This window comes from Methylobacterium sp. Leaf117 (assembly GCF_001422985.1).
Classification (GTDB): domain Bacteria; phylum Pseudomonadota; class Alphaproteobacteria; order Rhizobiales; family Beijerinckiaceae; genus Methylobacterium.
The window spans coordinates 1-25,924 of sequence record NZ_LMNL01000015.1 but is presented as its reverse complement, the minus strand read 5'-3'; the positions used below and the strand labels follow the sequence as shown (position 1 = coordinate 25,924).

Genomic DNA, 25,924 nt, shown 5'->3' with positions numbered 1-25,924 from the left:
TGACCCTGACCCAGCAAACTGGTCCGCGCTGAGCGCAAGTTTTTCGGGCATCCTGAACCCTGAAGGAGGGTGGATGCCATGCCTCGCAAACGCTTCACGAATGAACAGATCGCCTTTGCCCTGCGGCAGGCGGAGAACGGCGCCTCGGTGGACGAAGTTTGCCGGAAGATGGGCGTATCTGAGCCGACCTTCTACCGCTGGAAGAAGCAGTTCGTCGGCATGGGCGTGCCTGAGATCCGACGGCTCAAGCAGCTGGAGGACGAGAATGGTAAGCTCAAGCGGCTGGTCGCCGATCTGACGCTGGACCGCTCCATGCTGCAGGACGTCCTCAAACGAAAGTGGTGAGGCCCGCCGTTCGCCGTGAAGTCGCCGGTCACTTGCAGGTGGTCTACGGCATCAGTGAGCGTCGGGCCTGCCAGGCCACCGGCTTCGGCCGTTCGTCCCAGCGCTACCGGAAGCGAGCCGACCCGCAGGTCGCTCTGCGGATGCGGTTGAAGGAGCTGGCCGCCGCACGGGTCCGCTACGGCTACCGGCGGCTGCACATCTTGCTGCGACGGGAGGGCTGGGAGGTGAACCACAAGCGCACCTACCGGATCTACCGAGACGAGGGGCTATCGATCCGGCCCAAGCTGCCCAAGCGCAAGCGAGCCTGGCGCTACCGTCAGGGGCGACCGGCGATCGGTGGGCCCAACGAGGTCTGGGCTATGGACTTCATGTCCGACCGCATCTTCGACGGACGTCCGTTCCGGATCCTGACGGTCGTCGATTGCCACACGCGAGAGGCGCTCTCACTCACACCGAGAGCCAACTTCCGCGCCTACCAAGTGACCGAGGCGCTCGACGCCTTGGTCAAGCTGAGGGGACGGCCCAAGAGCTTGCGAGTCGATAATGGACCGGAGTTCGCCGGGCGCATGCTTGACCAGTGGGCCTACCTGAACGGGGTCGAGATCGACTTCTCCCGACCGGGCAAGCCCACCGACAACGCCTACGTCGAGTCGTTCAACGGCCGCCTACGAGCGGAATGCCTGAACGCCTCTTGGTTCCTGTCTCTGGCCGATGCCCGTGAGCGCATCGAGGACTGGAGGTGCCACTACAACGAAGATCGACCCCACACGGCCCTGGGCGGCTTGACGCCCCGAGCCTTCGCCAACCAAGCTGTCACAGCCCGAGAACTTGCATAGGCCGTGGACCACAAACAGGGTCAACTCCAGACCGGCCCTGGGCGGCTTGACGCCCCGAGCCTTCGCCAACCAAGCTGTCACAGCCCGAGAACTTGCATAGGCCGTGGACCACAAACAGGGTCAACTCCAGATGCCCGAAAAACTTGCGCTCAGCGCGGACCAGTTTGCTGGGTCAGGGTCACCGTCATCCACCAGCACCGTGAGGTCGCCGCTGTGATGGCAACCTACGGGATGTTCCTGGGCAGCATCCTGGTGCTCGCCTGGGCCATCTCCTGACGCACGAGGCTCTGGCGGCTTCAGGCCGGCCGCTCTGCGGTGAGGCTGACGCTTAGTACTGAACAGTGGCACGTGCCCCAAACACAGTGGTGTTTTTCACTCGATGCCCGGTAAGGTCACGCGGATTAGCGATGCCTGCGCCGGGACGGACGACGTACTGAATGTCAGGTTGTACAGTGAAGCCGGGCACCACGAGTGCCTGGTAGGTCGCTTCATACACCGTCTCGAACTTCCGCACTGGCATCGACAGGCCGGAGTAGATGTTGGCGTCGCGATCAGCATGGCGAGCATCGGCGCTGATATGAGCATAGGCTACACTGAGGCCGACCGTGTCGCTGTCGCGTCCTTCGAACAATCCCCGGTAAGCGAGTCCGGCATCCACGTAGTAGTCGATTAGGCTGCTCCGGGTTGGCGAGAAAGAAGCCCGGATGAAGGCGCTCACACCCTCATCCTCCTTCTCTGCCTCCCGGTAGAGGGTCTGATCGAGAATGGCGTAGACGCCTGCATTCCCCCGCAGGCGACGGGCGATGCCGCTGGATGCTGTATCTGTCAGGGATTTCCCCCCAGCGTCGACCCGAAGGTCATCGAAGCGTCCGTAGTTCTGCCAGCCGCCCAGGGTTACGGTGCCTGGTAGGGTCGTGGGATCGTTGTCGGTGTTGTAGGCGTAGGCCGCCTCTGCGATGACGAAGGCCGGGTCGTTCGTTCGAAAGTTCGTACCCGTGCGGTTCAGGCGCTGCGGTTCGGGGTCCGGACCGGACCGGTTTGCTCCAGCCGGATCACCGTCGAATAGACCGACCTGCAGAGAAAACTTGTCGTCCGGCGAGTACTTCGCGCGGATTGCCGGCGTCGCAAGTGGGTAGGCGGGGCCGCCACTCGGTAAGTTCACACCTGTGATCGCAGGCCAGCCGAAGGTCGAGTTCATGAACAGCGTTGCAGTCTGGCTGACGATGAACTCCGTGTCAGCTGCGAGTTGTCCCCCTCGGAGGGCGAGCTTGCCGTCCATGAGCTTCTGGTCGAGCCACAGCACGTACAGGCGGGTCGAGGGCAGTGCCTCGATGGCGCTGGTGGTGAGAAGATTGCCGACGTAGTAGCGGGACAAGCCGGTGCCGTGGATGAAGTAGGCGTTGGCGTGCGCCGTCGCGCCCTCCCATCCGACAAGCTTCTGGAGGTCGAGGTTGAGACGCAGGTTCAAGCGATCCTCAACCGCGGCTCCCTGCCGGATGCCGCCAAACGGATTGCCGCGAACGTCGGCGATGTAGGTCAGGCTGTACTCGATGCCCTGATCCTTCAGAACAGGGCGAATGCCAAGCGGATCACCGAACGGGCCGAGGTATGGCGCGATCGAGCTGACGTAGCCGCCCGACGCTTGGCTCGTGGTTTCGGGCTGGGCAATCGAGGTGCGTGGGTCCCCACCAGCTCCCCGGAAGCGTGGAAGTGCCAGCTGCTGCGCTTGCGCTGAAGTGCCAAAAAGCCAGAGCGACAGGCCAACGACTAAGCCACAGCAAAGGCGGTGTCTGCGGAGATGTGTGGGGGTTGAGCCCTCATCGGCGCGGGTGGTGGCGGTCATCACTGCTGATGGTGAACGCGACCAGAAAAACACGCAAGGCTGGAGCGCAAGCTGTCCCTGGCACGAAGCCTCAACCCGCGGCTGGGAGCCGCGCCGTGTAATGGTGGCAGCATCTGAATGGCTAAGCTAGACCCCATGCCCTGGCATTGGCCGGGCAGGGGACGGCATGCACGACACCGGACAGCGCAGTACCGACTTCCTCGCCATCGCAATCGAGAATGCGGAACTGCGCCAACAGCTCGCCGATGTGCAGGATCAATGCGTCGAGCTGGCCGTCGACGCCGGGGAGCAGCACGCCGAGAACGAGGCCTTGCGGACGCGGCTGGCCCAAGCCGAGAAGGATCGCGACGCCTGGCGCAGAGAGGCGGAACAGAGCCGGCGTGCGGGCTGAAATTGCCAGGGAGCTATCCACCGGCACCCTTGGCTGCCGCAGACCCGCGAGGTAGTTCTTCCTGGCGCGACGCAGATGCCGGACCCTGGCCCCGCACACGTCCGCACCCCGCCGATGGGGACTTTGGCGAGAACTCCGGCGCGGTGGGAGAGGGCAGGAGCGCCATCAGGCGACCCCTGCCTGCCCCGGACTTGGGCAAGCTTCCGGATCACAATCCAGCGTGTCGCGGTAGTGGGCGGGTTCCCCACACGCTGCGCTTTCCGCTTTCGCGGGTCAGGCGAAGGCGTAGTCGCTCGTAGTCAGTACATGACCCAGCGTACCACCAGCGCTCACCAGGAGTTGCCCCTCCGACATGCCCGCCGTGTCGTGCACTTCGTACACTCGCGCGTTGCCAGAGGTGCCGATCAGCTCCAGCGTCGAGCCCGCGGCAAACCCGGTGAAGCGGATCACGTCGCCCCCGGCTTGACCCGCACCCTGGAAGTCTACGATCAGGTCGGTGGCACCCGTCACAGCGAGGTCGCCGCGAGCGATGTGGAAGGTGTCGTTGCCCGCACCGCCACCCATGCGATCAGCACCAAGACCGCCCGTGATGCTGTCATTGCCGGCCGCGCCCGTGATGATGTCGTTGCCAGCACCACCGTTCAGTGCATCACTGCCGGCACCACCCCGAAGGGTGTCGTTACCCTCCAGACCAGCGATCAGCACCCGTGAGGTGGCCGAGGATTGGTCGATGACGTCAGCGGCAGAGGTGCCTCGGAAATAGCTAGCTTCATCCACGGGAGTGACGTTAAAGTCGAACCGGGCACGAGGCTGGGTAAAATCGAAACCGCGGTCGAAAAGATCGAACTCTACGCTGTCTGCGCCGAAGTAATCCCGGTCCGGTACGTAAGTGAAGCGGGTATTGTATTCGCCGAGAGACACCGTTTCCAAGTGCCCGTGCTGAGGCCCCTCGACGATGATGCCGCGGAGATCACCCTCGAAGATCACGACACTCGTATCTTCCGCCAAGGTAAAATTCTGATCCGTCAGGTAGAAGTAGGTAGGGAAGATAACGGCGCCCGTGGTGCTGGTCGCACCCGCGCTATCCTCGATCGTGTACGCGAACGAGGCCGCGTTAAAGCTGTCTGGACCTGCCGGCCCATCCAGGAGCGACGACCAATCTTTGGGTAATGCGAAAACCACCCTCTGGCCCGATGCATCCGACACCAGTTCAGCAGTGCCGGACTCACCTCCGTCGACGGACACAAGCCGAATGACGTCCCCTACATCCGGGTCCGTGTCGTTGGAGAGAAGCTGGCCCACGGGAATCTCAATCACCGTGGCAAAGGGATCTAAGGACAGGAAGTCTATCTGAGCAGAGGGCGGAGCGTTGGCTAATGTCTCAAATGTTGAGTGCAGCTGCTGGTCCGTAACGGCGTTCATGTCGCCTCCTCATGTTTTGCCTGGACGGCATCCGGCCACCCAGTCGGGAGGGTCATCCAGAAATGATTCTGATACAACACTAATTTTCGAGTTCGCCTACGCTGGTTTGAGCGCACTCCCAGACCTATCGACCGCCCATGAAAGTGGACCAACATACCGCGACACCATGGACCAATTTTTAGGTAGGTACGAACACTTACGAGATGGCTAGGTTCTTCCAGCGGAGATTTACAGAGACCAAGCGCCGCCGTTGTACTTATTGCTGCGTGATCCGCGTCCGAAGTCGCGATCTACCCCAACGAGCCGTTCGATGTGGCCTCAGCCGCCCAGGAGGCGGCTGAGCACCGTACTAAGCTGATCCTCCGGCTTCGATTTGCCCTTTCAAACTCTCAAGGGCTTCGAGCTCAGTGCGATGTGCGCCGAGCGTATCCTTGGTGGTGTCCTTGGGGTCTTGACCAGGCGCCTGCTCCATGACTTTGACGGTGCCTGCCTCCATCTTCTCAATGGAGCCTCTGAGATCTGCGATCCGTTTCGTGGCGTAAGCAACGAACGCCGACTCGATGCTCATGTTCTACCCCTGCAACACCCAGGACCTCAGCGCCTCGGAGGGCTCTATGTTCCCGTTTGGGGTCAGGTAGCCAAACTCGCCCTTCAAGACAGCCTCGAACGTGGTAGCCGGGTGTATCGCGTTAGGCGAAGGCGATCTGCCCGTGGGCCCAGGTGCTGCCGTCAACGCCCCGGCCGTCTCTTGAGCTTTGGATGCCACTGACGCCGGCATCCAAAGTTGCCCTGATGTACCCAACAATCTCCTTGGTCGCGACCTGGCTCAACCAATCAGCCGAACGCTTCTCGTCAGGTCGACGTGCCGCCTTCCACATATCCGTGAGCGACAGCATTTCGTCGCGCTCGCGGATCGGGGGGTGAGAGAACAGGTCTAACGATCGCCTCAGACACCCCCGCCGGCCCCCTTAGCAAGATCAGTCACGTCTCGCAGTTCGTCGTCAATCTGTCTTTGCACGATCTGTCCCTCAGCGATGACGATGAAGGCCGCGATGATGACCAAGACGAAGCCACCTATGGCCGTCGCTATGCCGCAGACGGCAATAGCTGCGTTGTTTGGCACGAGGACGTCCAAGGCGACGAAGATGAGCGAACTGATAAGAAGAATGGCGGCAACTAAACCGACGAACGTGGCCCGGCTCATCAATCTGCATCGACGTCGATATGCCAGCACCTGAGACCTAAGATTATCAGAGCGGGTCGCATCATGCTTGTTTGATCGAAAATCGCCGACTGCCTGTCTGTATCTGTCGATAGCCGCATCATTTCTCTGCTGTAAGAATCCCATGAAAATCCACGCGGCAAAGACAATGGATGCATTTGGGCCAATAGCTTTTAGGACTTCGCCAAGCTGAACCATCGTATATCCTCCGGGTCGCGCGGAGGCCGTGTAAGCTTCCTGAGCATGTGACGGTAACTTAGGACGGACGACGCTCGTTCGGAACGACATTGCGAAGCAGGCGCCGAGGCCCCCCACTCAGACCCTTATGTCGGCACCACAGGCCGCAAGGTCGGGTAGCAACCACGCGCAAGCGGACTGTCAGGTACCCCGAAAAGAGCGTTTCTCCGGCACATGATTTCCAGGCACGTTTTCCCGACAGATGCCTCGAAGGGAGGTCCGGACAAACACCGGCCTGATTTAGATGTCAGATAAACGATCGTTTTTAAGACATCAGGCATCCTCAGCGTCTGGTGCATGGCAGGCGGGGCGGAACGCTAAGAGGTGAGCCCCGCCTGCGCCTGGATCGCGGCCTTTACCTTCGCCAATCCCGCCGCCGCGATGTCGGGATAAGGACAGTCACGCGCCGCATCTCCGGCTCTGCGACGTGCTGTGTGCAGCTTCGACAGTAGCGACCCAGCGGCAATCGCCTCGAAGTAGGCGGTCCAGTATCTTGGTCCCATCGTACGCACCCCGCTCGATGATCCCTGTGATGTCGACGGCATGAGCTTTCCCCAGCGACCAGACGCGAAAGGCGTCTACATCCTATCGGACTGGTGAACGTCGTCTCAACCGTCTCGATCTCCTGATTCGATGGCCTTAACCGACCCGGAGGGCGATGACGTTCGATCCGGGTTCGCCGTGACCCACGAAGCGCCGTGACGGCCTCGGCGGGATCGGTGTCAGGATCGCGGGCGATACAGGCTGTAGCGTCGTCTCCAGGTCCAAGGCGTGCTGGAAAGCGTCAGCCACCACGGCCATCCGGTTGTTCGACGAGGCCCACGACGAACAGGAGCGGCCGGAAGCGGCGGTAGTGCGGCGTGGTTCACATTGAAGGAAGCTCCTGGGCGGCCGATGACATACACGCTTCACCGCCTCGCCCCCGGCAGCTACGATCTCATCTTCAACGGCGAGATCGTCGGCAGTGTGGTGCGTGCGGCCTCAATCGATGGCGGCGCCCCTATCTGGCATGCCGAGTTGCTGGATGATCCGCCATCCGAGAAGCGACCGCATCCATTTAGCAAGATTGACCATATCTTCGGGAGGCTCCAGGCAGTCACGGCTTGGCTCGACAATGGCGAAATCATCGATCGCATACGCAGTCCAACGCCGGAATTACCGCGCCTATGAAACAATCTTATAAATTTGAATTGTAAATATAATTCAAGTAGTACGATGGTGACGGTTCCGTTATTTCGAGAATTGAGTTTTGTATGATAATATTCGTACCGTTATAATAAGAACGGAATTTGAATGTCTGAAATCTCTGAAAGTCAAGTGCTCGGTTTCCTCGGACTCGCTGCCGATATCACCTCCGCTTACGTGTCCAACAACTCAATTCGGCCAACCGATCTGCCGGACCTGATCCGCTCCATCCACACGGCACTCGGCAGCCTTGCTAGCGGTGCGGCACAGGCGTCCAAAGAAGCTGAGGTCGAAAGGCCGACTGCTGCTCAGATCCGGAAGTCCTTGACGCCGGACGGCATCGTCAGCTTCCTCGACGGCAAGAGCTACAAGACCCTGAAGCGTCACCTGACGGGCCACGGTCTTAATCCCCAGAGCTACCGTCAGCGCTACGGCCTACCGGCCGACTACCCGATGGTCGCCCCGTCCTACGCCGCCATACGCTCGAAGCTGGCCAAGTCGATCGGCCTCGGCAGGATTGCCGAACGCATCGATGAAGAGCAGCGCAAAGGGAAGGGTCGCAAGAAGGCTGCCTGAGCGCTCAAAGCTACAAGGAGGCTGTTGTCTCATGCGCCGCAACGAGATGCCCTACACCCTCGTGCCGGGCTCTTGCTGCGCGATTCATGTAGATCACGTCAAAGGGTGATATATCGTCTTCTTGGAAACCCTCAGCAAATGAGACCGGAGGAGATGGGTGTCTAGAGCTTAACACCCATTTCGCCCACCGATGTGATCGGCGCTGAGCAATGCGCTGCTGCCAGTTCAGAATACCCCGCCTAGTGCCTTCGTGTATGCGCATTCGGATGTTCTTGGCTGACGATGAGCAACCTGCTCCGGCAATTCTATATGCCGGAGCAGGTGAAAGGGTTGCCGAAAATTTGTACTGAGATGTGCAATTATCCCGGCTACCGCAATATTTTTAGAAAAGACATTAACAACTGGCAAGAAACGATTGTGGCTACTAGACCTAGCGCATGGTCTTACAAGGCGCACAGACCTCATAGGCTCTGTCGCAAACGCGAACGCGCCTTCGTTCACGGGATCGTGAGCCATCCCTGACCAGCTTGCCGCCTCCGCCTTGGAGCCAGCCCATGGTCCTGTCCGCTATCGCCACCAAGCTGAAGCAGCGCTCCAAGGCTGACTTCAAGGGCCTGTACGACGAGGCGGCCCTGATCGTCCAGGCCGTCTCCTGGTATCTGCGCTATCCGCCACAAAGTGATGAAGGCGCGGCCTGGAGATCGCCGAGGGTGCGATCCCTCAAGACGGAAACAAGCAGGCTTTCGCGGTATCCGTTCGCAACGAAAGCAACCTTACAATTTACACTCAGAGCCAGCCGCACGCACGACCGGAGCCCCAAAGGCGGTCATCAGCACCTGTAAGAACACCAGTTCGTCCTCGACCTCTGCAAGCGTCAGGAACCCGGCCCGAGCATGAAGCGGGCCTGAGCCAAGACGCACGACGAGATCAAACCGCCCATCCGGCTGATCAACGATGCTGTAGGTAACCGTCTGAGCCATCGGCCTACCTACCCGGGCTAAACACGAGAGGTTTCACGAAGGCCGTGCAGAACGACACCTCAGGCTGTCGCTCGCTCCGCAACTACCCCAATCGCATCGGCTAGGAATGCCCGTGCGCGACTGACCCGGCTCTTCATGGTGCCCGTCTGCGTACCGAGCACGACAGCTGCGGCCTCGTAGGTCATGCCTTGGCCCGCCACGAGCAGCAGGGCCTCACGTTGAGAGGCAGGCAGCTTAGCCAGAATAGCCCAGACCTTCTTCAACTCGATCCCATGCTCTTGGGAGGGGAGCGTTATCAACTGCGCGGCGGCAGCTCCATCTGCATCCTCCACCTCGCGTTTGGCCTTGCGGCACTCGGTGTAGAACTGATTGCGCAGAATGGTGAAAAGCCAAGCCTTGAGGTTGCTGCCCGGCTCGAAGCGATCCTGGCTCTTCCAAGCCTTCAGCAGCGTCTCCTGCATAAGGTCATCCGCGCGGGTGGGATTGAGCACGAGCGAAAGGGCAAAGGCGCGCAGTTCCGGCAGGGCGGCAAGTAGGTCGTCCCGGAACGCCGTCGCGGCGGTGGTACTCTGGGCGGTAAGCACCTCATTCAACCGCGCGATTAGATCCAGGAACGGCGGTGGCTGCACTTCTCCTGAAAGAGACGCATAAAGGTCCTGGAGCTGGCGTCCGAGGTGATCACGTACAGGCTCAGGTAGAGAGGGACTGGCCACTGTAGTGGCACGTTCCTCCCTAATGAGCCTGAGCTGTGCCGGCTTCGACCACCGTTGCTGAAGGTCCGTGCTCATATTGCCCCGCTTGTCTCCCCCCGCGAGCTAGCGTGCTTAGGAGATTTCGGAAATTGCAGGCTGGAGTTGTTGGCATACCAATTCTGAATGATGCCTAACAGACGTCTTACTCGATGTTCTGAACCGTTTCTGCCGACATCGCGTTACTGGTGGCCGTTAGAGGCTCGACATCACGTAACGAGGAACGCTCATGCGTATGCGAACCCTTCTACCCCTCATCGGCTTGCTCGCGCTTGGCGCTTGTAATGACGACAAGAAGGCCGAGAAAACCAACGCCGTAAACCCGCCGGCGGCTACCGTTCCAGCGCCTACAGCGCCCACTCCAGCGCCAAGTGCCCCTGTTACACCGGCTCCCGCTACCAAGCCGGCCGGCCAGTGACATGAAGCTCAGCCTCATGTCGCTTCTATCCTAGCGGAGGCGATCGGATCGAGGTGACGCTATCCTCAAGGGTAGCGTCGCCTTTTTTCGTAGGGGCCTGATGGTGTGGACGACCCAAACCGCTGCGATGTCAGAATACAGACCTACCAAGCAAAAAGGCGGCGCAAGCGCCGCCTCTGAAGTCATTCGCAGCCTTCAAATTCAAGGGCTGCTAAAGCTTAGTTTAGGCCACGAACAAGCCGTGATCGGCGGACGATGAGGCATAGAAGTTGAAATCGTGCTCGCCAAGAGCCTTGCCATTTAACGAGTTGACGGCAAAGTTGTAGTGGTCCCCGGTGTGCGTGTCGAAGATGGAGTAATAGTACACCTTCGCAGCGCCGGAATTAGCTTGGGTGGCAGCTTCGCCAACCATCTTGACCTGCGAGCCCTCTCCGAATCCGCTGAGATTGATGAAGTCGTGCTCACCAAAGTTGCCGGAGTTCGCAACATCGCCATCAGCACCGTGGAAATCGGTGATGTAGGTCGCGAGCTTGGAGAAATCACGCGTTGCAGCGTCGGTGGTCTGACCGTATTTAGCAGCAAGGACGAAGGTATCGTTTCCAGCACCACCGTAGTACTGATTGAAGTCGGCATGACCCTGAAGCTGATTGTTGCCCGAGTCGCCAGCCATCTTATCTACATCACCGCCGTTACCCTGGATTTTTCCATGAGCATCAGGAGCGACCGTCTGACCATCGACCGTTGCCATTGTATAATCTCCCAGGGCACCAAGCCAAGACGTGGTGCTGTATGCTGAAACCAGCGAAACTGTTAATGCTTAATGGCGGACTTGCTTTTGGCCGCGCATAACCTTTCGTTAAGAATTCCAGAGAGGCGCGTCAACTTATAAGTATACCGATACGTATTTTCTGCTGAATTTGCCCATTTGGATTACGTACTTGACCCTGACCTAGCACACTGGTCCGCGCTGAGCGCGAGTTTCTTGGGTATCCCGAACCCTGAAAGAGGGTGAATGCCATGCCTTGCAAACGCTTCACGAACGAACGATGTCGGGAATACCGTCGTTTTACCGACAAATACCAGGCATAGTTTCGAGGACGAATAAGATGACGAAGCATAGAAAACCCGGCAGTCAATGAAACTGCCGGGCTGATGCGTGTTGAAGGTTCAACCGAACGATTTGGGTCTACAGAAGGTCGTCGTTGGCCCAAACTCGGACGTAGTCGACGTTCAGCTGCGTGGTCGGCATAGAAGCGTCGTACTTGCCCGGCCAGCTGCCGGTGTCACCCACTGCCAGGTTGACCAGCATGTACATCGGCTTGTGCATATCTGCGGGGGTGGCCAGCTCGGCGACTTTCGCGCCGTCGATGTACCATTCCAGCGTGTCTTTCTGCCAATCGACCCCGAAGGTGTGGAAACCTTCCGTCAAATCTGCCGTCTGCACCGGCGTACTGGTCAGCCTCTGGCCGGCGACCGTGGAGTGCACCGACGCGTAGGCGGTGTCCTTGTCGTGGCCTAGGAACTCCATGACGTCGAGTTCGGTCGTACCAGTGCCGTCGGCGTTCAGCATCCAGAAGGCCGGCCACATGCCCTGGCCTGCCGGTAGCTCGGCACGGATTTCGAAGTAGCCATAGGTCTGGGCGAACGACTTGGCCGTGGTGAGCACACCCGAGGTGTAGGCCAGGTCCAACGGGTTGCCGTCGTGATCCGGGGCCGCCGTGATGCTAAGAACGCCGTTCGAGACCGAGAACGGGTTCGTGCCGACGGACTTGTCGGAGTAATACTGCGCCTCGTTGTTGGACCCCAAGGTGCGGTACTCACTGCCGATGCCCAGCGAGCTCTTCCACACCGTGCCTTGGCCATTGGCCGAAGCGCTGAGGGCGTTGAACTCGTCGGAGAAGCTCAAGCTCATGCCCGGATGCGACGGGTCTGCTGGCAGGGCGAAGTCGCCGGCCTTGAGGTTCGTGAGTGCCACGTTCTGCAAGGTCAGCGTCTCGCCGCCGCCGAGCGCGATGACGGTGTCCGACCCGACCTGCTTGGACGCCGTCTTCAGCTCGGCGAAGCTGTGCAGGCTCACCCCCTCCAGGCGGACCTTGTCCACGCCGGAGGCGAAGTCGGTGATGATATCGCTGCCCTCACCCTTGGCGATGATGAAGGTATCCGCCCCGCCGCGGCCGGTCAGAATGTCGTTGCCGGCCTTGCCGTTGAGGGTCTGGGCGCCGCCATCGCCGGTGATCATGTTGTTGAGGCTGTTGCCGGTGCCGCTCTTGGCGTTGCTGAAGATCAGGTTCTCGACGTTGTCGGGCAGGGTGTAGTCGCGCCAAGCGATGATGACGGTATCGACGCCGCCGCCAGGCGCTTCGACGACCTGATCGCTCGATTGCCAGATGTGATAGGTGTCGTCGCCGGCACCGCCCTTCAGAACCGCACCACCCTTGTTCCAGCCCCAGATGTCGTCGTGCCCGGCCGTGCCGCTGAGGGCCTGGACGCCATTGTTGGCCTTGATCGTGTGGGTCGGTGTGGCACTCGTGCGAGCTGTCTCGCCCGTCTCAGCCGGCGGCGCAACCACGACGGGCGTTTCTGTGACTTCTTCGAAGACAAGATCGTCGGATGTAAGCGAATTTCCACTATGGACAGCGTTGAAGCGACCGACCGTCGCGCCGTTCTCACGGATCTCGTAGGTGTGCAGCGTACCCTGTCGGCTGATCTCAATCACGCTGGCATCTGTGGCAAAGCCTTGAAAGACTAGCGTATCCCCGCCCGAAGCGCCGGCCCCTTGGAAGTCAGTGATGCGGTTGAGGGCCGTTCCCGTCGACGTGGACGTGCCGGCCAAATCGGCCTTGCTGAACACAAAGAAGTCCGCCCCGGCCCCGCCTGTTAGGGTGTCGACGCCGAGCCCGCCAGTGATGGTATCATCGCCACCGCCACCATTGATCGTGTCGTTGCCTGACGCACCGATGATGATGTCATCGCCATCCCGGCCGGCGATCAGCTGCGCGCGCGTCCCGCGTGACGATACGTCGATCCGGTCCGCGCTTGCAGTACCAGCCGTATATTGTGAACGTGATGAAGTTGCATCAGTCATTATTTATTTAAGCTCCAAATTACACGGAGCATACATAGAATACTGCACCAAATATGATACTCATTCAGATATTTCATAAGTATCAAATTAAGTTTAGCTGACTATTTATGCCTATATACGATCATTTTGAATTTCTAACGCAAATTTAAAAAAACTATACTCACAATCGTGTCATAGAATACTATATCAATAATGAAAAATTATTCCGACAAAACAGATCATAAAACATTTTTTTCCAGAATATTCATTCAACATTGCTTCTAGATGGAATAGGTCCTCAATTTGAAATATCTTATAAATTAGCAATTCAATGACTATCCTTAATATCTCAGGCGATTTAAAATTAATTTAATACATATTGCGCAATGTTTTGCTTGTCTTAGATTTGTTATCCCGATTTAATATGAATTAACATCGTTAAAGAGCTATCGATATAATTGTATTCGGCAGCCCTGCTGGAAGTATGACCGCTGCGAAATTACCTAAGCTAGGACAAGCCAACGGCCGGCATGCAAGGAAAACGATCGAATTACCGACATATCGTTTAGGTTGCGATTGAGCCCTAGCAGGCGCTGAGAGGACCTGCTTTCCGGCATCTTGACGGACGAAGACCTATAACCTTGATGGGTGGCAAACAGACTCTGGCTGTTGCTCAGCATGGGCATGGACTCCTTCGTACGATAGGGGACGATCCTCAACCCACCCCATCGCACTGGAAATCATGGCGAAGTGCAAGCGCGTCGCGTACCTTGTACAGGTGAGCAAGGTTGGTAGCGTATCCGACCGACCCGCACGCATCTTCTACGTGGTACTTACGCAGATCGCTGACGATGCGCTCCGACAAGTTCAGGCGCTGTGCGACGACAGCGAGGAGGCCAGCCTCGCGGATGGCTTCCTCTCCACCACAACAGCCCGTACTCTGCGCCTGATGCCGGATCAGCCTCGACGGCTGTAGTGCCTTAACCCTTGGTTGTCGGAACTGACTTAGTGATCCAGCCCGTCTTACCATCCGCGTAAAACTCGACGAGGCAGCTGTTCTTCCCGGCCTCGCTTTCCCTTTCAAGGCTTAGCTAAATACCTGAACGCCTGATATCATTTTACATTTTCTCTATAATCAGGTCGGCGGCTGCCGCCGCAGAAATGTGTGAGGTGTCGAGTAGAGGAAGACTGAGTTCCTCCGCTAGGCGCCGGTATGTCTCAACCCGCTCGACACTCATATGCTCGCGGGCGTGGACATCGCCCCGCGCGATCATTCGCGCCACGGTCGTGGGCCGATCCGCCCAGCACATGATCGTGCGGGGGTAGGGCGCCCAACCGGCGCGATAGGTCGGCGAGAGAAGTTGGGACGCGGTGAACCAATGGCGATCGAAGACCACTGGGCCGTCGGGAGCGTGTCGAAGGGCGAGCGCCACAGCTGCATGTGCGACAGCATCGGCCAGGGCGTGCTCGCCCCGCCCGGCCAGGAGAACCATAAGGCCGCCGATCTGACCGCCAAAAGGATTTAGGACCGTTGCTCCAATCCGTCGTGCGACCTCCCGGGCGATGCTGGACTTGCCGGAGCCGTCGAGCCCATCGAGGACGAGGGCAATGCGCGAGGTCTGCTCGGTCTTCTCCTGGGCCCGACTACGCGTTGAGGGATAGAGCCGTCCTTCGCGACGTCCATGTTCGAGGTAGTGCAATACGCCCTGCCAGGGGCGCCCGAATAGGGCTGCAAGATCCGCGTGTAGACGGATATATCCGGGAGGATCGAAGTCCCCAGGTACAGGGCCATGCTCGACCACGAGCTCCTCAATGCGCGTCGTCGCCCAAGCTGGACCAGTCTCGTCCGCGATCCCGCCTCGGATCGCCGCCAGGAGATCGGCTGTATAGGCTTCCCAGGTGAGGCCACGGATGCGGGTGCGCCCGGCACGCGCGCATCGTGCAGCACGGTCGGGGGCAGCCCGCATGGCCGTCACGGCGGCCGCGATGGCGGGACCCGTCGCGATATCAATTACCTGGGCAGTAACGTCGTGCTCAGCGAAGGCAAGTGTGCCGTGCGGGGTGGTGACCAGGGGCGTTCCGCTGGCCATAGCTTCGGCGGCCGGATTGCACCAGCCTGCCTGGAGCTCGGCGCTGCAGAATACATCGAGGCCGGCGTAGAAGTCGGCGAGCGCTTCTCCGAACAGGGGTCCGTGCCGAACGATCCGTCCTGATACCAGGAGATCGTCTGGAGGCGGCGCCTCCCGCGGATCAGGATGCCCGAACCAGTGCAATTCCCAATCGGCGCCGAGTTCTCGCAGAGCACCCACTAGGGCGCCCGGATTTTTGTTCGCAATAGCGCCGAGGCGGTATCGCCCGATGCGTGGAGGCCGGACAATGGAAGGTGCGAACAAGGTCGTGTCGACTCCGCCCACGACTTGATGGAACGGTCTGCCGAACGCGGCCAAATCCGCCTCTGACCAATGCGCATTGTTGACGAGGATGAGGTCGGGTTCGAGGGCCTGCGTCACGCGTTGATAGGCATCACGACGGCCGGGACCGTTCAAAAAATGCTGGACGCGCAGACCCAAGCGCGGGTGGCGCAGGGTTGCGAAGCGCGCCACAATGGCGTCGGGAAAGCCGCCGCCCGGCACCATGACAGCGTCCCAGGTCTCGTCCAGCGCGGCCTCGCGCGACAGTTGCCGGAGAGCGCTCGCGAAGCCAGCCGGCTGGTGCTCGCCGCCCTCGCCTAGCACTAGGAACGCGAGTTCGCCGCCCCAACGTGCCAGGATCTGCCCGACGCGCTCGAACCGCATCAACCCTCCGGTCAGGGCCAGGTGATCGCAGGCAACCAGGAGCCGCATCGCGCTACGTCCGCTTCGAGGGAAACAAGCCTCGGAATGCCCGGCCGAGGCGAATGGCCGGGCCTAGAGGCTCCGGTGGCGGCATCACGAGACTGGCCTCGGCCCGTACCAGCGCGGCCTCCAGACGCTCCACCTCGCGCTCGCGTTCCGCCGCATAGGCGATGACGCGGTCGGTCCGCGCCCGCGCGTCTTCAAAGGCATTGATAAGTTCAGACCGTTCGGTCTGCAGGGCTGTAACCTCATCGGTGAGGCCCCTTGCGTGCATCAGCAACTGCGCGCGGGACGCAGGGTGCGTTGAGGCGAGCCAAGCAAAGTCGCGGTTCGTCTCACGCCCGCTCACGACTTGCTGAAAACGAGCTTCTCGGTCGAGACGCTCGGCGATGGCCGCATCGGAAAGATGGACCCCAAGCGGGGCGGTAGCTGCATGCAGCAAGGTCAGGTAGGTCGGATCGATCTCTGGTGCGGGCCATCCGGTGATGGGTGTCGTGAGGAAGGTATCGACGAGGCCGCGTACGAGCAGGTGCCCGAAGTCGAGGGGCGTGTCGAGGTTCCATTCCAAGTCGATGAAGGTAGCCCGGTCGCCATCGACGAGTAGGTTGCGCGGAATGGCATCAAAAGCGTGGCCAGGCAGGCGGGTGTCAACCTCGGGCACCAGGTTGCCAGGACTGGCATCCAGGAATTCGGCGCGGAGGGCGGTGATCCATCGTTCCGCCCACGTTGCTACGTCGGCCTCGGTCCAGCCGTTGCAAGCTAAAATTTCCTCTAAAGTCTCGGGCCAGGGCTGGCCGGGCGCGAGGGCCTCAGCCGGAAATCGATTGGTGATACCGGCCGCGCTGCGCGTCAGCCCGGGTTGACGCGGCACACGAAGGACCACCGGAGGTCCTCCTTTCTGAGCCAAAATAGTCGCGACCTTATTAAACTCCGGCCGTCGTTCATGGCCAATGTGCAAGGCGAGACGATGATCCGCTGGGAGCGTAACGGCTGAAGCTATAACGAGCACGGCTGGTGCACGATCCGCGAGGTCACCTGCCTCCGCGATGCGCCGCCAAGCCCTACGCCCGTCAGATGCTTCTCCGGCTAAAGCTCCAGCATCAAGCCCCGAATTCGGCGACAGGCCATGTTCGGACAGGATGGTGCGCGCCTCACGATGATTTGGAAATGGAAACCACCAGTGCTGGTGCACGAGGCCGGCTCCCTCCAGCAACTGACGCAGTTGGGTCCAGGCGCTCGTCCGGCTGCTTGAATGCGATGAGAAGTCCTGCGCAGCATAAGCACGGCGTTGGTCCACCGGCCCATTTTCCAAGGCCAGGACCAGCCGACCGCCTGACCGTAAGCTTTGCAGGATCGCGCGCAACCAATGCAGAACGGGATCGTCCGTTGGGATAAAACCCTGCGGGCCTGGGACGTCCAACATAGTGAAGAGATCGAAGGCCACGATCGTGTCGTAGACAGGGGACGCGTCAAGAGGCTCAGCCTCGGATGGCATTCGACTGTGGCAGGTCAGTGAGTTCGCAAGTTCCGATGCACGACCTCGTACACTCTGCACAACCGATCCAAGCAGGAGTACGTCCCCAGATAGCATATCCTCGACAGGCAGCAGGATGTTGGCTGCCGTAAGGTCGTATAAGCAACTCATCTCGGATGCAGGCCCGGTACGAGCCGGTTTAGACACACGTTCCTCGCCACGGATTGCCACTTTATCCCGATCACATTGCCGAAAGGCAATTCCTATGGTGCCTATCTTTCCTGGGCATAGAGCTGACATGAGGTTTCATGGACAACTCTGAGAGTTGAAGTTATTACTCCTCTAAGAAGGAAGTCAAACACCCGCAACGCCAGCCGCCGATAGGCGAAATGAATGAATTTCGCACCGCATATCAATTCTGATACAGTCCGTATTTTCGTAACAAGTACGACCTCTGATGCAATCAACGTCAATCCTGCGATCAGATCTTATCTGATTGAGGGGCTGATAGATCGGGTTGGACCGGCCGCCGTCGCTCACGCACCGCTGGAACTGGCGTGTGAGCGGGTGCAACGCCTGCGCCCAACGCTGGTGATCGCAGTTGGCAGTCTCGTGCCTGATGCAGCTGGTCTTGGTGCTCTGCGCCGGGCCGTCGATGCCGTCGGGGGGCAACTCGCGTTCTGGCTCACCGAAGATCCCTACGAATTTGACTACGCCTTCAAAGCGGAGATCCTCGCCGACATCATCTTCTCAAACGATGGCTGGGCAGCCCACCACTACAGGCACGGCTCAGTGCATCATCTTCCGCTGGCCGCATCCCCAACGCGTCACCTCCGTCCCATCCGTCCAGACCTGCCGCGCGATATCGCAGTCTTTTTCTGTGGTGTTGCCTATCCGAACCGCATTGCGCTGCTCCGACAGGCGGACGAGCTTCTGTCCCGACACCCAGTGGAAATTCTTGGGTGCGACTGGCCGGCCGATTTGCGCTGCGCGAGCAATCGACGCCTGACCGCGGACGAGATGGCGGACCACGCCGCCGCCGCCTGGCTGACGTTGAACATTGGCCGCGACCTCGACATTGCGAACCGACGCTTTGCCCTGCCACAGGCGACCCCAGGGCCGCGTACCTTCGAGGTGGCGTTGTCGGGCTCGACGCAGCTCTTCTTCACTACTGGTCTAGAGATCTGCGACGTCTTCGAACCGGAGCAGGAGATCCTCCTCATCGATAGCCCCCGCGACATCGCGCGGGCTATCGAGCGAGTACAGGATGAGCCAGCCGCGATCCTCGCAATCGCCGAGCGTGCGCAGCGGCGGGCCCTTCAAGACCACACCTACGCATGCCGGGCCGAGCGTATTCTCGATCTCTGCGGCCTTCGTACCTGCGCCACACCCGTGGGCTTGGGAGACTTGTTCGCAGGGTCCCATATGGAGCCGCATGGATCGGTACGCGTATGACTGGCCTTTCGATCCTGCTCCTCGACACGGAGCCGCGGACCCACAACCATTACATCGCCCTAGCCATAGCAGACGCTCTACGGCGTCATCCCGACGTGGCGCGGGTGGTCGTCGCGCATCATGGCGACGCGCTTGCGACCTTCGTGACGGAAGGACTCGACACCTTCCTGGCCTTCGGTGGGGCCAAGATGCACGCGCCCCTGCTTGGCCGGCTTGCGCGTCTGGCCCAGCTCAGCATCCTGTGGACGACCGAGGACCCCTACGAGCGCTCGTCGAACGTTCGCTTCTCTGACTGCTTCGACATCGTCTTCACCAACGATCGCAGCAGCGTTGCCGCCTACGAGGGCCGCGCCGTTCATCTGCCCCTGGCCGCGAGCCCGCTCTTCCAGGATTTTGCCGTTGGCGGGGACGACCGTCATTATCTCTACGACCTGCTCTTCGTCGGAACCGCCTGGCCCAACCGGGTCGCTAGCCTGAACACGATCTTGGGGCTCCTACCCGCCGATCTGCGGGTCAAGATCGCTCTGCCCTGGAACGTCCACCTTGGCCCGCCCAACCTTCACGATCGTTCGATTGCCACGGATTGGCGCTGCGGTAACGTCGATTTCGCCCGTTTGGCGAACCGCAGTCGCGTCGTGCTCACCCTACCGCGCGTCTTCACAGGCAGCGCGGCCGAGCAGGCTGCCGGATCGACGCCGCCGCCGCGCCTGTTCGAGACCGCCCTGGCTGGTGGCTTTCAGGTCATGGTTTCGCCTGAGCCAGAGGTAAGGGACTATTACACCGCCGGCGTGGAATTTCTGCTCTGCATGGACGATACCGAGGCGGCGGACGCCATCGCCTGCATGTTGGCGGCGCCCAAGAAGCGTCTAGCCCAAGCTCGTGCCGCGCGCGCCCGAACGCTGGCCGAGCACCTCTACGACCATCGCGTTGCAACGATGCTGGAGCGGAGCGCCGCGTATCGACGGCGTGTGTCCCCCCTCGATGGGGGGACACTGGCAACGCTCCCGCGGAAGACCGTGCTCATTCTCACTCATAATCGGATGGGCCAACGCGAGGGCGGTGGCGTCGAGGTCTATCAGGAGTCGCTCACAGGACTCGCAGACCGCTACGACCTGCTGTTCTTGTTCCCGGTGTTCCGGGGCGAAGAGTGGGAGATGCGCCTTGAGGGCCCGGGCGTCGCGCTGAGCCTACCCTGTGGGCCCGTCGGCTTGCCTCGACTTACCGATCCAATCGTAGAGGGGCAGTTCACCCGCATCCTGTTCGAGCATCGGGTGGACCTTCTTCATATCCACCACCTGCTGCACTGGCCCTTGAGCCTGCCCCTCATCGCCCGTGCCTGCGGCGTGCCGGTAGTCTATCACCTTCACGACCATTACCTGATCTGCGAGCGATGGCTCCTGCTCGATCACAACGGGCGCTTCTGCGACGTGGCCTATCGCGGGCGCGATCAGTGCGATGCCTGCCTCGCCGCCAGTCACAACTACCCCGCTGGGGCAAAGGCACGCCGTGACGCGTTCCTGGGGCATGTGGTCGGTGCGGTGGATGCCTTCGTGACCAGCACACCCGCTACGGGCGCCTACCTTCAAGCCTTTTACCCACAAGTTACGTCCGACCGCATCGCCGAGATCGCGATGTTGACCCCGACGCCGTCCTACGCCGTGCCCGAGGAGCGACCTGGCGCGGATGCGCCAAAACCCCTCGTCGTCGCGGTGATCGGAAACTTTACTCACCACAAGGGCGGGGATGACGTCATCGAGTTGATCCGGACCTGCGAGTCCTATCCTATCCATTTCCGGATCTACGGTCAGGTTAGCCCCCATCATGCGGGCCGCCTGCGCGGCCTGCCGGCAGAGCGCGTGACAGTCTATGGCGCCTACGAGCAGCGCGGTATCGTTGCGCAACTACAGGGCTGCGATGTCTCCCTTCACCTCTCGATCTGGCCCGAGACCTACCTGATTGCGCTTACGGAGGCGTGGCAGGCCGGCCTCGTTCCAATTGTCACCGACCTCGGTGCCCCCGCCGAACGGATCAGCGACGGAATTGATGGCTTTCGGGTGCGGCCGCACGATCCCGGCGCTGTCCGGGCCAAGCTCTTGGCCCTTCATTTCGACCGGGAGCACCTCGCAGATCTGCGCGCTACCATTCGGCGCAAGGTGTTCCCATCGGTGGAAGCGCATCTCGATGCCCTGCACCAATTGTATGCCAGCCTGATTGCCCAGCGGCCCTGTCCACACGACCGCATCCCAAACCGACGACCGAACACCTACGATCTGTCTTTTGACGATCTCGCCCTTCAGGTGAACGCGCCGTCCTGGGTGAGCAGCGACGTCCTCTGGGACCGAAGCCGCGTCCCGGATAGCAGCGGCTTTCCAGACACCTTCCCGGCGGTTACCTGCATCGACACCCTTCCGGACGAGGACGCAGCCAAGCCCGCTCTGGAGCGTCCCCTGAGCCATCCGGCCCTTGCATGGGCCCTTGATGGTCTCTGGACTGACCAGCGCCGCCGCCTGGACCGAAGCGGACACGCCGTTGTCTTTCGAAGCCTCTCCTTGCGCGGCTGGATGCATCTCTCGGAGAGCCAGGGGCCTTACCGGACCTACCTACGCTTCAGCGATGGAGTAAGCACCTCCTACGCTCCCCTGCGAACCGAGAGCCGACAGGACGTACTGGAACACCTGCAAGCCTTCGCGGCTCAAGATGCTGGCTTCGCTGGACAGGTAGACCTGACTGGTCTGAGCTTCGGAAGCCATGCGGTGGACCTGATCCACGTGACGGCAACCCACCGCGTTATCATCCGCGGCTTACTGCGGATTTTCGCCGCCAGCGATCTCGACGTCGCGCGGGCTGGCCACTTCCGAGCCGTGCAGAAGTCCGGCCAGGACCCGGAAACGGCGCCGCGTGGGGCTTCACCGAAGCGCATTCGGCAGAGCCTACCTATCTGCGACGGCGTGCTCCTCGGCTCGTCCGCGGAGCTATGGGCCTTCGAAGCCTGCCTGCCCAACGCACCAGCGGAGGCGGTCCAAGTCTGGCTTCAGGGTCTCGACGGCACGAAGCTACGGCTCGACGCAGAGGCGCACGCCGCTCCAGACGGCACGCTCCGTTTCGTGGCTGCACTAAGCGGACTGCAATCCTACCCTTATGAGATTGTTCTGCGCACCGGCCGCGACAATGGTTCGGCGATCTTGCTACCAGACAGACTCCAGATCCGCGAGCAGCCCGGCCGCTGCCGGGAAACCGAGACGCTGCCCGCCTCCTTCCGGCGCCGCTTCATCAAAACGATCCGGCGGGCGCCGAACCTCAACGTAGTGACGCTCTCTACTGAGGAGGACCCGCGTCGCGTTCGGTGTCAGGGCTGGGCCTTCCTGCGCAGGCTCGGCCCCGCTCTCTGCGTGGTAGCTCGCTGGGAAGAAAACGGACAAGGCCGGATCTGCATCGGTGCCCCCGTTGAGCGGCCAGACATCGAAGCGCATCTGGACACGGCGATAGCCCGCACCGCAGGTTTCGATCTCGTGATCCCGGTGCAGGCCGTAACCAGCGGGCGCGTTCGGTTCTATCAATGCTACCGCTGGCGTACGGTAGAGTTCACGGGCTTCCGCGAAGCACTGATCATGGCGCTTGACGTCGCTTAAAGCGCGATCTGTCAATCTAACCGATGTATTCTACAACATTCGACTAACACGTGGCCCTGTATCGGTAAGGCCGCGTGGCTGTCAGATCAAGAAGATTAAATTCGGAGCAGCTTTTCCTGACTAGTTTAAGCGTCAAGTGCACAGTCGGATACTCAGCCGAGGGCAGGCGCTGATCCGTGAGCGCGGCGCGACCTTGAACGGGAGCGGAGCCACATCTGCCGTACGCCTTCGGTGAAGGCCGCGATCGCGACCGCGGCCTTCACCGAAGGCGTACGCCGTATCAGCCAGTCCGCGCGGCGCTTGACCTAAATCCAGGTCCGTCATCCTGAAGGGATCAAACGGATTTGGTATGCGACACGCCTCGTCCGAACCTCTTTTACGTCGGCGCACAGCGCAGCGCCCAGGGCCGCGCCATTTTGCGTTAGCGGCAGGCTCGGCAGCCGCACTGGCACGCATCTACGACCACACTGGAATCACGTGCTCCGAGAAAAATCGGAAGTCTGGCTTGCCGGATTATCCCGGATAGATTAGGCAATAGCCAGCGAAAGCGCGGCTCGACTCGGCACGATTAATTGCTCCAAAGGCTATCGCGCGACGACGTCTTGAAGTCGCAAACTGTGATTCAAGCTGACCTAAGGAGATCCTTCGATGACCTATCGCCTGCCTGCCGCCCTGTTTGCCACCGTCCTCGCCCTCGGTGTCGCCGCCCCGGCGTTCGCCGCCCCCGCCACCGTCGCGGCGTTCGATCCCGACAAGGACGGCACCATCGACCTCAAGGAGGCCCAGGCCGCCGCGTCCATGAAGTTCGACATGCTCGACCCCGACAAGGACGGCACGCTTGACGCCAAGGAGCTTACCGGCCTGATGACGGCCGCGGAGATGAAGGCCGCCGACCGAGATACCGACGGCACCCTAGACAAGAAAGAATACCTCGCCGTGGTGGCCGCGCGCTTCAAGGCCGCCGACCCGGATGCCGAGGGCACCATCGACGCCAAGGAGCTCTCCTCGCCCGCTGGCGCTTCCCTCGCGATGTTGCTGAAGTAGGGTCGCCTCACGGGGCGGCCGCCCCTCAAGCAGTCCCGTATGCGGATCAACCTCGTTCTGCCGGCCGCCCTCGTGATGTTAACAAGCGCCGGGCCCGTCCTGGCCTCGTCCAGTGCCGACCTATTGCGGACCTCAACGGCTCGCACTGACAGAGGCCCATGGAGTTATTCTGCCTGCTGCTGGAGAGCATCGGGCTTGGAACCACGCCTGAGCCTCATTACCCTCGGCTTCGTCGATCTCGGTCGAGCAACGGCATTCTACGAAGAGTTGGGATGGCCCCGGCGTGTGCAATTTGCGCAGGGTGTCGCCTTCTTCCAACTCGGTGGCTTGGGCCTATCGCTGTATCCACGTGCCGACCTTGCCAAGGACGCTGGCGTGGCCCTTGGGAACCGCCCCTCTCAAGGCTTCACGCTCACCTACAACACACACAGCCGCGACGAGGTGGGCAAGGTGCTAACGCAGGCGGAAGTTCTCGGTGAGCGGATTATCCGGCACGGGCAAGATGCAGTGTGGCGTGGCCATCACGGACACTTCTGCGATCTGGATGGCTTCCTGTGGGAGGTCGCGTGGAACCCGGATTTCATCATCGGCAACGACGGCTGCCTCATCCTGCTCGCGTAGTCTTTCTACGCTTAATGAAAATGTCCGGTTTCCATCCTTCTCAGGCTTCGCCGCGTTCGGACGCTCCTGTCGATAAAATGATCGTTTACCTGACATAAAAGAAATTGGTAGTGGCATTGAGGTCACACCAATTCTAGTTTGTTTAGATTAGATCAAGTATAGTATCTAAATATGAAAGCGTGTCGAATTAGAATTATTGTCCCGACTCGCTAAATCAAGGGCATACCTAACGAATGAAAAATCATTTAATCGAGTATCATCTTCCTCATAATAATTGTCCTTACTATGTATTCTTTTTCCTGGTTTTATATATCTCCCAGAAGGTGGGCGAAACGGAGAGCCAAATATTATCTGGCTATCGGCCGCATGTCTTGGCGCCCAATTAGCTAAAGGGTAGCCCTGTGATAACTGAGTAGTTGAATCGTAAATTTTAATGAAAGTATCCCATTTATAAATAACGCCATTTATTCTTCTAGTTTTTTGTAAGAATTCGAATGTTTCTTTCATCAGATGAAATGGCAAATCTACTTGTTCTATCCATTCTGACGGTATGATACAAAATAAAATTGCTGGATTTATATTAGAAAATTGACTTCTTTTTCTTGTAACTTATTTGAAATGGATTTATTGTGATAGATTTTTCTAGTAAATTCTGTTACTTCAACCTCATAGATCTTGTTGTCTTTTGTAGCAATAAAATCAAAATCCTGCCCTGTCACTCCAGTTTCAGGCTTTATAGATATTGTACATCCCATTTCATGCATATAAGCGGCAGCTTCGATTTCGTAGAAAGTGGCGGTCAATGGACGAGTCATTAGTCGATCTCGCACAACCTTAAAACCGTCAATATTCCGCAGCAAGAATACATAATTAGCTAGGTGTAGGATCCGGGAGGACCACTCCGGCCGTATTTTTCCATCTTCAATAGCATCCGATAAAAAAGGATCTGCTGGTTTATAAATATTATTGTGCTTTATAGCAAAATTTTTGTTTATAAACTCAGATAAAACCATAAGTGCCATAGCATACTCAACAAAAACAGCATCGCCAGGAAGTTTTAATGCATCTAAGAGCCTCGATCCTAAGCGGTCCATGGAATTCTTATCCATAGCGATGCATCCTCATCTTCTGTGCGAGCAACGCCGACCAAAGAGAAGCCGGCGGTGAACCGTGCGTTCCCATAATCGCACTTATGCGAACTCGTAGCTCTTACCCACTGTTGCGCTCATACGATCTGCGTAGAGCTACTTGTCTCAGCAAAGGTACATCTGCCTGACGAAACGCTCGACCTTTGGGTGCGCAGCGCCAATCAATGCGACAGCGCCAAGTGCTCCCGAGAGCATGATGAGGACAGCCAGATCAGTCATCCAGGCATGCTCAGCCATGGCGGGTCATTTAGCGAGGTGACGCAAGCGCCGTGGGGCAGCGTGCCTCACCCTGCCGTCAGGCGGACGCGGCGTCGTAACAACCAGTCGATACCCCAGCTCGTGAGATAGATCACTAGGGTCTGGACTCGATCAGCACCAGAAGGCGATGACGGCAGCGAGTGCGACGGCCGAGGCGTAGTTTCGGGCCAACTTGTCGTAGCGGGTGGCGATG

General features: G+C 59.7%; 20 protein-coding genes and 1 pseudogene. 10 read left to right on the top strand and 11 right to left on the bottom strand.

Features of this window, described 5'->3' with window-relative positions; translation table 11 throughout:
• The first annotated feature begins 78 nt into the window (after window positions 1–78).
• A protein-coding gene (locus tag ASF57_RS10890) for an IS3-like element ISMra1 family transposase (protein ID WP_156376084.1) occupies window positions 79–1,181 on the top strand; the annotation gives its coding sequence in 2 pieces (ribosomal slippage) (window positions 79–340 and window positions 340–1,181; 1,104 coding nt in all).
• A gap of 328 nt (window positions 1,182–1,509) precedes the next feature.
• Here the strand turns inward: ASF57_RS10890 and ASF57_RS10885 are convergent.
• Window positions 1,510–3,024 carry a carbohydrate porin gene (locus ASF57_RS10885; protein ID WP_082503857.1) on the bottom strand — a complete coding sequence of 505 codons (1,515 nt, stop codon included), beginning with the start codon at window positions 3,022–3,024 and terminating at the stop codon, window positions 1,510–1,512.
• Between the two features lie 166 nt (window positions 3,025–3,190).
• Between ASF57_RS10885 and ASF57_RS10880 the strand changes: the two genes are divergently transcribed.
• Window positions 3,191–3,415 carry a hypothetical protein gene (locus tag ASF57_RS10880; protein ID WP_056483085.1) on the top strand — a complete coding sequence of 75 codons (225 nt, stop codon included), beginning with the start codon at window positions 3,191–3,193 and terminating at the stop codon, window positions 3,413–3,415.
• 273 nt (window positions 3,416–3,688) lie between these two features.
• On the opposite strand, the gene ASF57_RS27235 is transcribed toward ASF57_RS10880, so the two are convergent.
• The 4 genes from ASF57_RS27235 to ASF57_RS24670 all read right to left on the bottom strand — a co-directional run bounded on the left by ASF57_RS27235 (window position 3,689) and on the right by ASF57_RS24670 (window position 6,257).
• The gene (locus tag ASF57_RS27235; protein WP_056483083.1) at window positions 3,689–4,837 is read right to left on the bottom strand and encodes an Ig-like domain-containing protein; all 1,149 of its coding nucleotides are present in this window, start codon (window positions 4,835–4,837) and stop codon (window positions 3,689–3,691) included.
• Between the two features lie 349 nt (window positions 4,838–5,186).
• On the bottom strand, window positions 5,187–5,405 hold the full coding sequence (locus tag ASF57_RS10870) for a hypothetical protein (protein WP_056483080.1): 219 nt from the start codon (window positions 5,403–5,405) through the stop codon (window positions 5,187–5,189).
• Between the two features lie 121 nt (window positions 5,406–5,526).
• Entirely contained in the window at window positions 5,527–5,751 is a 225-nt protein-coding gene (locus ASF57_RS10865; protein ID WP_280138754.1) for a KilA-N domain-containing protein, read from the bottom strand.
• 32 nt (window positions 5,752–5,783) lie between these two features.
• Window positions 5,784–6,257: a DUF2721 domain-containing protein gene (locus ASF57_RS24670; protein WP_162241555.1), complete on the bottom strand. Its 474-nt coding sequence runs from the start codon at window positions 6,255–6,257 to the stop codon at window positions 5,784–5,786.
• 933 nt (window positions 6,258–7,190) lie between these two features.
• On the opposite strand from ASF57_RS24670, the gene ASF57_RS10855 reads away from it, so the two are divergent.
• The 3 genes and pseudogenes from ASF57_RS10855 to ASF57_RS24665 form a co-directional block, all read left to right on the top strand.
• On the top strand, window positions 7,191–7,466 hold the full coding sequence (locus ASF57_RS10855) for a hypothetical protein (RefSeq protein ID WP_056483071.1): 276 nt from the start codon (window positions 7,191–7,193) through the stop codon (window positions 7,464–7,466).
• A gap of 123 nt (window positions 7,467–7,589) precedes the next feature.
• The gene (locus ASF57_RS10850) at window positions 7,590–8,057 is read left to right on the top strand and encodes a MucR family transcriptional regulator (protein WP_056483068.1); all 468 of its coding nucleotides are present in this window, start codon (window positions 7,590–7,592) and stop codon (window positions 8,055–8,057) included.
• A gap of 554 nt (window positions 8,058–8,611) precedes the next feature.
• Window positions 8,612–8,728: pseudogene (locus ASF57_RS24665) on the top strand (IS6 family transposase); the annotation flags it as partial.
• 368 nt (window positions 8,729–9,096) lie between these two features.
• On the opposite strand, the gene ASF57_RS10840 reads toward ASF57_RS24665, so the two are convergent.
• The 3 genes from ASF57_RS10840 to ASF57_RS10830 form a co-directional block, all read right to left on the bottom strand.
• Window positions 9,097–9,750, bottom strand: a complete 654-nt coding sequence (locus tag ASF57_RS10840; protein WP_244476905.1) for a sigma-70 family RNA polymerase sigma factor — start codon at window positions 9,748–9,750, stop codon at window positions 9,097–9,099.
• 677 nt (window positions 9,751–10,427) lie between these two features.
• The gene (locus ASF57_RS10835; RefSeq protein ID WP_156376082.1) at window positions 10,428–10,952 is read right to left on the bottom strand and encodes a hypothetical protein; all 525 of its coding nucleotides are present in this window, start codon (window positions 10,950–10,952) and stop codon (window positions 10,428–10,430) included.
• Between the two features lie 438 nt (window positions 10,953–11,390).
• Window positions 11,391–13,289: a family 16 glycosylhydrolase gene (locus ASF57_RS10830; protein WP_082503852.1), complete on the bottom strand. Its 1,899-nt coding sequence runs from the start codon at window positions 13,287–13,289 to the stop codon at window positions 11,391–11,393.
• Window positions 13,290–14,010: 721 nt separating this feature from the next.
• Between ASF57_RS10830 and ASF57_RS10825 the strand changes: the two genes are divergently transcribed.
• Window positions 14,011–14,244 carry a hypothetical protein gene (locus ASF57_RS10825; RefSeq protein WP_056188184.1) on the top strand — a complete coding sequence of 78 codons (234 nt, stop codon included), beginning with the start codon at window positions 14,011–14,013 and terminating at the stop codon, window positions 14,242–14,244.
• A 142-nt stretch (window positions 14,245–14,386) separates the two neighbouring features.
• Here the strand turns inward: ASF57_RS10825 and ASF57_RS10820 are convergent, their stop codons facing one another.
• Both ASF57_RS10820 and ASF57_RS25660 read right to left on the bottom strand, forming a co-directional pair.
• The gene (locus ASF57_RS10820; RefSeq protein ID WP_056188181.1) at window positions 14,387–16,111 is read right to left on the bottom strand and encodes a glycosyltransferase; all 1,725 of its coding nucleotides are present in this window, start codon (window positions 16,109–16,111) and stop codon (window positions 14,387–14,389) included.
• A gap of 4 nt (window positions 16,112–16,115) precedes the next feature.
• Window positions 16,116–17,546 (bottom strand): hypothetical protein, encoded by a 1,431-nt coding sequence (locus tag ASF57_RS25660; RefSeq protein ID WP_156376081.1) that lies wholly within the window; start codon window positions 17,544–17,546, stop codon window positions 16,116–16,118.
• A 423-nt stretch (window positions 17,547–17,969) separates the two neighbouring features.
• Between ASF57_RS25660 and ASF57_RS10810 the strand changes: the two genes are divergently transcribed.
• The 4 genes from ASF57_RS10810 to ASF57_RS10795 all read left to right on the top strand — a co-directional run bounded on the left by ASF57_RS10810 (window position 17,970) and on the right by ASF57_RS10795 (window position 24,325).
• On the top strand, window positions 17,970–19,031 hold the full coding sequence (locus tag ASF57_RS10810) for a glycosyltransferase (RefSeq protein WP_082503851.1): 1,062 nt from the start codon (window positions 17,970–17,972) through the stop codon (window positions 19,029–19,031).
• Complete coding sequence (locus tag ASF57_RS10805; RefSeq protein ID WP_056483059.1) at window positions 19,028–22,660, top strand: glycosyltransferase; 3,633 nt, start codon at window positions 19,028–19,030, stop codon at window positions 22,658–22,660. Before ASF57_RS10810 ends, ASF57_RS10805 begins: the two co-directional genes overlap by 4 nt.
• A gap of 648 nt (window positions 22,661–23,308) precedes the next feature.
• On the top strand, window positions 23,309–23,704 hold the full coding sequence (locus ASF57_RS10800; RefSeq protein ID WP_056483056.1) for a calcium-binding protein: 396 nt from the start codon (window positions 23,309–23,311) through the stop codon (window positions 23,702–23,704).
• Between the two features lie 195 nt (window positions 23,705–23,899).
• Window positions 23,900–24,325: a VOC family protein gene (locus ASF57_RS10795; RefSeq protein WP_056483053.1), complete on the top strand. Its 426-nt coding sequence runs from the start codon at window positions 23,900–23,902 to the stop codon at window positions 24,323–24,325.
• 575 nt (window positions 24,326–24,900) lie between these two features.
• Here the strand turns inward: ASF57_RS10795 and ASF57_RS25655 are convergent.
• Window positions 24,901–25,434, bottom strand: a complete 534-nt coding sequence (locus ASF57_RS25655; protein ID WP_156376080.1) for a hypothetical protein — start codon at window positions 25,432–25,434, stop codon at window positions 24,901–24,903.
• Window positions 25,435–25,924 lie beyond the last annotated feature (490 nt).